Origin of the sequence: Novipirellula sp., from assembly GCF_041583735.1 — a bacterium.
Lineage (GTDB): Bacteria > Planctomycetota > Planctomycetia > Pirellulales > Pirellulaceae > Novipirellula.
The window spans coordinates 1-7,373 of the sequence record NZ_JBFHFD010000441.1; the positions used below are offsets into that span (position 1 = coordinate 1).

The following is a 7,373-nucleotide window of genomic DNA, read 5'->3' on the forward strand; positions in this document are numbered from 1 at the left end:
GACGCAGCTCCCCGCGAGCAATGCATGTGCGACTCACCTGCCTTACAAATTCAATGCAGAGAGAGAGTGAGGACCTACTGGGAGTTAATCCCGTGGAGGTTCGAGTCCACTCGGCCGCATCAAAAAAGCCCGTCATACACGGGGCTTTTTCGTGCGCGGATGGTATTTGGGATCACATCCCGACGAACTCCCCAGCTTGCCTGAATTGACTGAAACGCCCCGGTTTGGCCAACTAAGGCCAATATTCGCTGCATCCGTTTTCAAACAAATTGAGGCGAAAGAGTTGACAGGTGTAGTGGCCAGATGCGGCCGAATAACGCTTCGCCGAGGGCAACACGGCGGTAAGCGATCGAGCCCCTGAAAGTGACTCGCTGCGAAGCCAAGCGTAAGCGATGTTGGGCACCGAAAATGAAGGCCGTTGTTTTCAATCGAGACGGCTCTCCTCGCGATGGCGTGTTCGAGCGAGGGAAGACAGAAAGTTTGGTGCGACAGAGAGATTGTTTACCACGATGGTGCCTCTTCATTTTTCTGTCGCGTTAATATTTCTGTCTACACAGATACATGAGCGAGTGCTGGCATGAGAGCAGGACTAAGCTGGTAGACAGGAATCATTGAGTGAAATCCCATCAGGCGCAGGGCCGACGCTGTGAAGCATTTCTCATCACCCGAACGCGTCAGTCTTGATGTTGCGAGTTTGTATTAAGGGGCAAAGCCCTGGACGTTTACCTAGCCCAGCCCAGTGGGCTGGGACCAAGAAAACCAATGAATTGTAGGGCCAACGGTCCGGCCGTTTATTCAGATCTACTGACGTCGACTGGCAAATGGCCCAGCCTTTGGCCCGGAGAACATATAAACGCGTCGGGGCGTGATGACTTGCCAAGACACGACTCGGAAATGTTTCATAGCGTTGGCAGAAACGACTACTGATCCGAACGACACCTGGCTAGCTGTTTAACTATCAAACTGCAAAGACGCAGATCGGTGGGTCGTCGCGTTTGGCAGCACAAAGCGGTTGCCATCCACGCTGTCGCGGTTCGTACACGTCGATGGTGAAACATCGTTGACATCCGCTGTCGTCTCACTCGGCGGGTTTCCTCGCGATTGCATGCTCGGTCAAGGGAAAACAGAAAGATTGGTGCGACAGAGAGATTGTTTACCGCGATGGTGCCTCTTCATTCTTCTGTCCTGTCAATATTTCTGTCTACACACATACATGAGTGAGTGCTGGCATGGGGCGGACCAAACCATCAATCAACTGAGACTGGGCTTTACCACGCCCTGAACCGTGGCAATCTGCGGGCGACCATCTTTCACAAAGACGCTGAATTCAAGGAGAAGCTACGCCAGTGTCAGGTTTTGTTTTCGGTGATCGCTGGTTCATGTCGCCCCTTTGGGGCTTTGGCATTGTGCTTTCTCCATCATCCACGGGCTCACGCCCCGTGGCTACATCGTGCCGTCCCGTTGGGACTAAACATAGCCTCGCTCGTGACGATAGGTTGGGCGGAGAAAAAAATCCCGGTCGGTGACGTTGCTCATTCCGTGAACCTTGACGGGCAAATCAAAGGGGACGCGAAGAAATCGAATGGAGGCATCTAGTGGGTCGGGTTCAATACTGTTCGGCGCGGTTGCAGCTGTGTCCAGAGGTGATCAGGACTACAGTCGGTGATGATGATTCCGGATGCAAATTACCAGCTGGAGGACGGCGGTCAACTACTGACCGCACAGCAGCGAATCGCCGAAGTCACGGGACTTCAGTCGGCGAGTAGAGCTTCTACAGTGTCTTGGGTTTCAATTTTTTTCGATGTGTGCTTCTCGTTCCCCCAGGATGCCTCAGCCGAGAACGTAGAAGCAGACCATCTCGCAGGTGCGATTGTTCGGCTGGCCGCCGGTGGAGATCGCTAGCGCATTTTTTGGGAGTTGGCTTTCGTCGCTTGGGGAGTCGCTTCGGTGCCGGCCCTTCTGCTGCTTGACCAACTAGCGGACTATCCGCCAAAGAGGCCCCGATGCGCAAACGCCGTGTCCAAAACCAGTGAAATTCAATTCGCAACTTTTGTGCTGAACGGTATTGGGTCTGACCCATTGTTTGTGCTGTCTTTAAATAACACTCGGTCTATTAATATCAAGAATTCGACTAACTTCGGCGTTATCTAAGGCTTTGAGAAAAGCTGGCGCGCCCTGTTCGATGATCATGCGGTGCTCAGCTTCGTAAATTGGCATTAGGCAAAAGCAGTTGATCAATTTGCCGTCGGATCGCTCGAAGGTTTCCAGCGCTAGCAGTGCTGTTGAAGAAAATTTGACATTGGGCCCAAGAGGCGATTCATTTGCGACGCAGGTGACAGGCGGCAAAAAGTAGTCGCCTTCGCGTGTGGGGTGATTGGCCAAATTTAGAATCAATTGGATTGGCCAATTCCATTGAGGGGCCTCGTCATCAATGTTCCACTCCCCAGGCAACTGCATGTAAAGCTCTGCGCACCCCGCTTCGTTCAAGATCTCTTGCGGCACATTCATAGGATGTGCTGAAAGGCCTGTGGTGAATAGCGTGATGGGCTCACTCGGGGTTTGTGGCTTGATCACGTGGACCGTCGCGCCCAATCCAATCGACAGAGTATCAGAAAATGTCTTTGAGTCGACTTTTCCAAATGCATTTTGGAAATAGTCGACCACCTCAGACAATTGTCCGACAACGACCGCTGTATCTTTCGTTCGGTCCGCAAGTGATTTGGCGGGTGATTCGCCAGGGCTCTCACTTGATCGAGTGACCAACTGCAACTCAGCAGAGGTCTTGGCACCCTGCCTAACCAAAAACTCCCGAACTACGGGGTCTCTTGCCCATTCAAGAACGGTGAACTGAGTGTCTGTGTCATAAAGCTGATGCAGCTGATTCACATTTGCTCCATGCTTTATGAGCAGTTGCAAATACTGTAGTTGGCGTTCCGTCGGCTTTTTGGCGTTAATCGCATTAACAAGATGTCGGTCGGCATTTGGATCGGCCCCATGCTCCAAGAGCAACCGGACGATGTCATCTTTGCTGTCGTTAATTGCATACGTGAGTGGAGGCTGGTCCAATTCCCCTACCTGCGGATTGACATTCAAACCATGGTCGAGCATGGTTTGAACAATTTCCGCATTTCCATTTCGGATCGCATATTTGAGCCAAAGACTTTCTTTTTTTTTGACCTCTTGATAATCAGGAACGTGGTGTTGGCGGCAAAACGTTCGAACTGCGTCGTTATCCTTATCGCTTATCGCTTTGCACAGAGCTCGTCGCTCATCTAATTTCATTTTTTTCCTAACGGAATTTTGAATCAATTTATTGTGTCCATACGCGTCGCGATCACGCAGGGTATGGCCAAAATCTACCGTCGCTTTCAAGTGAAATCAAATGGGTCATCAGATCAAACGGGTCACACCACTTTCTTTTTATTTAAGGGGGCAAACCCAAGACGGTTTGGCGCGGTTGCTGCTGTGTCCAGAAGTGACCAGGACTGCAGTCGGTGATGATGATTCCGGATGCGAATTGCCAGGTGGAGGACGGCGGTCAACCACTGACCGCACAGCAGCGACTCGCCGGAGCCACGGGACTTCAGTCGGCGTGTAGCGATTCTACAGTGTCTTGGGTTTCAATTTTTTTCGATGTGTGCTTCTCGTTCCCCCAAGGAGGCCTCGGCCGAGTGCGTAGAAGCAGATCATCTCGCAACTGCGTTCGTTCGTTCGACTGACCGCCGGTGTAGATCGCTGGCGCATTTTCTGGGAGTTGGCTTTCGTCGCTTGGGGAGTCGCTTCGGTGCTGGCCCTTCTGCTGCTTGACCAACTGGCGGATCATCCGCCAAAGAGGCCCCGATGCGCAAACGCCGTGCCCAAAACCAGCGAAATTCAATGCGCAACTTTTGTGCTGAACAGTATTGGGAATGACCCATTTGATTGTCGCTGAGCGATGCATTCGCCGATGGTTCGATGAAATGAAAGACCGGATGAAAGCCGGGGACCGAATGCAACTTATTTAGTCACGCATGAATACCAACGTCGCCAGCGTGATCGACGTTACAACACATCCATAGCGACGTGGCGTCACACCTCGTTGTACCTGGAGTCGTTCGCCAAGCTACTAGACGCATTGACGAATGAAATCAACAACCTGAGGGTGAAGTTCCAGCACTACATCAGCCTCGTTTTTCATTCAGCGATCCGACGCGGCGACAAGAAAAAGGGGCTGTCTCCGCAGAGCAGACTTTGCATTGATGCAACCGTACGTGTTTGCCAAAACACGGGCTGTTCGCTCGACGCTTCCTAACAATCCTCCATCACATCCTGCCGCGGATTAACAACGAAACCAAAGACAAAAAACCTAAGTCCGAACCGTCCCACAGCCCCACCACCAACTAATGAACTAACCAAACCCGACAACATTTCTCAACAAAAACACTAGAATTAACAAACTTTACAGTAGTTCGGCCAAGAAGTCTTCGCTAATATTTCGACACTGAGTCCGCTTACTTATCTCTTTTATTTCTCCCGGAGAGCCTTTGATGGTGCGATTTCTTCACTTGTTTTTGTTCTTGTTTGCCTTGATTGCGGGTGCGGGCTGTAGTGAACAAAGCGGTGCTGTGGGGACTGACGACGAGATTAAAGCGTATGTCGACGAGCACGGAAGCCACGCAAGCGATCCTGGTCCAAGTCCTCTCATCGATTGATTGGATCACTTGTTGGTTCATTAGGATCGCTTTGTCCACTGATTATCAGCTGTACATTTCTGCGGTTGGCACAAGGGATTTGGGGATTGGGTTAGTTGCGACTTCCCGTTTTTCCCCTCGATGCAAACCGCCTACTGTTTCAGTTTCTTCCTTATTCCGTCTTCGCAGGATCTAAAATGATTCGAAACATTCGAAGCCAACGGGGATTCACCCTCGTCGAATTGCTTGTTGTGATTGCCATTATTGGCGTTTTAGTGGGATTGTTGCTGCCCGCTGTGCAAGCGGCTCGTGAAGCGGCTCGCCGAATGAGCTGTAGCAACAATTTTAAACAGATTGGCTTAGCCATTCACAATTACCACGCTGCCTACAACCAAATGCCCCAGCAAGGCTCGGGGACAGGTCTAGCCGTCGGACAGCCGTATCAAACGCCTGGTGCCAACGAATATCGGCTCAGTTTTCTAGTCGGCATTACGCCGTTCATCGAGCAGCAGGCGATTTGGGAGCAGATTAGCAATCCTTACTCCACGACGGGTGGAGCAATCTTCCAATCGATGGGGCCACTTCCATCGATGTCACTTGCTGAATACACACCCAATCCCTACCTGCCGTGGCTTACCGATATTGCTGGATATCGCTGCCCAAGTGATCCTGGGAGGGGGCTTCCTAGCATGGGACGCACGAACTATGCCGCTTGCATGGGTGACGCAAATCACACGACGATTGAAGGTGAAACCTATCGTCTGAACTCGAGTTTGCTAAATAATGCCACACGAATTGTTAACGTCGGAATTGCGGCTCGAGGTGCTTTCGTCTATCGAAAGAAAACGGAATTTCGCGATATCCTCGACGGTCTGTCGAACACCATTATGTGCGGTGAGATCCTCACCGATCTAGGCGATAGAGACATTCGAACGACGCCTGCGAATGCGGGTGGTCGAACCACAGCTCAGTGGAGCGCTGGAGGCGTCTTGCGTTGTCGTGCCCCTGGTTTCATCGATCCCGCACGCCCTCGATTCTGGACTTCGACCCAAGCCGTTGAAGGATCCGCCGAAGAGCGTCGAGGATCAAAGTGGATGTGCGGAATTGTTCTTTATTCCGGTTTTCACACGATGTCACCCCCCAATACCGAAACGTGTTTTCACGGCAATCGGCATCAAGAGTACATCACTTCGACGAGCAGTCAGCACCAAGGTGGCGCTCATGCCTTGATGGCCGACGGAGCGGTCAAGTTCATTACCGATTCGATAGAAGCCGGCGATTCTAATTCCCCTCAGGTGAAAACTCCAGACCAACCAGGAGTTCTCCCTGCGGGTTCTCCAAGCCCTTTTGGACTTTGGGGTAGTCTTGGAACACGAGGTAACAAAGAAACGATCAGCTCTGATTTCTAAGATCCCAGATTATCTAAGATCCCAGATGACTATTTAAGACTTGCCGCTCTTTGCGGCCGCAAGCTGCGGGGAGGCCGTACAGGCGTCCCCGCTTTGAATTTCTTTTAGGCAGCCAAGCAATCTTGGCTGATCGCTGGAACTCTTCCTACTTCATCGAGTCCCCCCCCAGTCCACCTTGATTTGCACAATTGTGAATGGTGATCTCACTGTCCACCGAGGCACGTTTGAAAACGTCAGTGTTGCCTGTGAATCTAAAGTTCAACCTGCAGTGGCGTGGATGGCGGGGTAATCCGCTTGCCAGCGCGCAGAGGTGGCCAGCCACTTTGCCGCTGCGGAAACACGTCGATGGTGAAACATCGTTGACATCCGCTGTTGTCTCTCTTGGCGGGTTTCCTCGCGATGGCGTGTTCGGTCGAGGGAAGACAGAAACATTGCTGCGACAGAAAGATTGTTTACCGCGATGGTGCCTCTTCATTTTTCTGTCGCGTTAATACTTCTGTCTACACAGATACATGAGCGAGCGTTGGCATGGGGCGGACCAAACCATCAATCAATTGAGACTGGGCTTTATCACGCCCTGAACCGTGGCAATCTGCGAGCGACCATCTTTCACAAAGACGCTGAATTCAAGGAGAAGCTACGCCAGTGTCAGGTTTTGTTTTCGGTGATCGCGTGGTTCATGTCGCCCCTTTGGGGCTTTGGCATTGTTCTTTTTCCATCATCCACGGGCTCACGCCCCGTGGCTACATCGTGCCGTCCCGTTGGGACTAACTATAGACACGCTCGTGACGATAGGTTGGGCGGAGAAAAAATTCCCGGTCGGTGACGTTGCTGATTCCATGAACCTCGGCGAGGTGAGTAATCGTTGTCGCCGATACCGTTGCTCTTGGACTTCGGGCTCCCGAGTCCTCCATGCTTACACGTATGGAAATTGCCCTATCGTCGTTTTCCACGGCAAATCGCAACCCGACGCGTCAGCGAGGGACCGAGTGAAGTTAAAGAATCCCTCGCTGATGCGTCGAGTTGTGATAAAAACGCAACTTCGAAACTGACGCGTCGGGTTGTGAAAGATTGCGAAATTCAAGAACTGCCGCTTCGGACTACGTGCTGTCGCCACACCCGCGGCGAGTGGAGCGAGACATCAGGTGTTCCGCTTTCGGATCCCGATGCCGGGCAAGTCGCTGAGGGTCAACTTGCCGTCGATCACCTTCACTCCCTCGTAGAGATCGTTGGTGATTAGCAGGTTCCCATCGAGATCGGCCCAGTCCACGAGCGGCGACAATTGTGCGGCCGC

The 7,373-nt window shown here is 52.0% G+C and carries 4 protein-coding genes and 1 pseudogene; 2 read left to right on the forward strand and 3 right to left on the reverse strand.

All coding sequences use genetic code 11. The annotated features are described in order from the left end of the window. Positions 1-232: 232 nt before the first annotated feature. Positions 233-403 carry a hypothetical protein gene (locus ABX962_RS25160; RefSeq protein ID WP_372723414.1) on the reverse strand — a complete coding sequence of 57 codons (171 nt, stop codon included), beginning with the start codon at positions 401-403 and terminating at the stop codon, positions 233-235. Positions 404-2,094: 1,691 nt separating this feature from the next. Further along, a complete protein-coding gene (locus ABX962_RS25165; protein WP_372723416.1) occupies positions 2,095-3,372 on the reverse strand; it encodes a suppressor of fused domain protein in 1,278 nt (425 codons plus the stop codon). Between the two features lie 1,154 nt (positions 3,373-4,526). On the opposite strand from ABX962_RS25165, the gene ABX962_RS25170 reads away from it, so the two are divergent. Both ABX962_RS25170 and ABX962_RS25175 read left to right on the forward strand, forming a co-directional pair. Next, the gene (locus tag ABX962_RS25170; RefSeq protein WP_372723418.1) at positions 4,527-4,691 is read left to right on the forward strand and encodes a hypothetical protein; all 165 of its coding nucleotides are present in this window, start codon (positions 4,527-4,529) and stop codon (positions 4,689-4,691) included. Positions 4,692-4,867: 176 nt separating this feature from the next. Further along, on the forward strand, positions 4,868-6,079 hold the full coding sequence (locus ABX962_RS25175) for a DUF1559 domain-containing protein (RefSeq protein ID WP_372723420.1): 1,212 nt from the start codon (positions 4,868-4,870) through the stop codon (positions 6,077-6,079). A 1,141-nt stretch (positions 6,080-7,220) separates the two neighbouring features. Here ABX962_RS25175 and ABX962_RS25180 read toward each other — a convergent pair. Further along, a pseudogene (locus ABX962_RS25180) lies at positions 7,221-7,373 on the reverse strand (dipeptide epimerase); the annotation flags it as partial.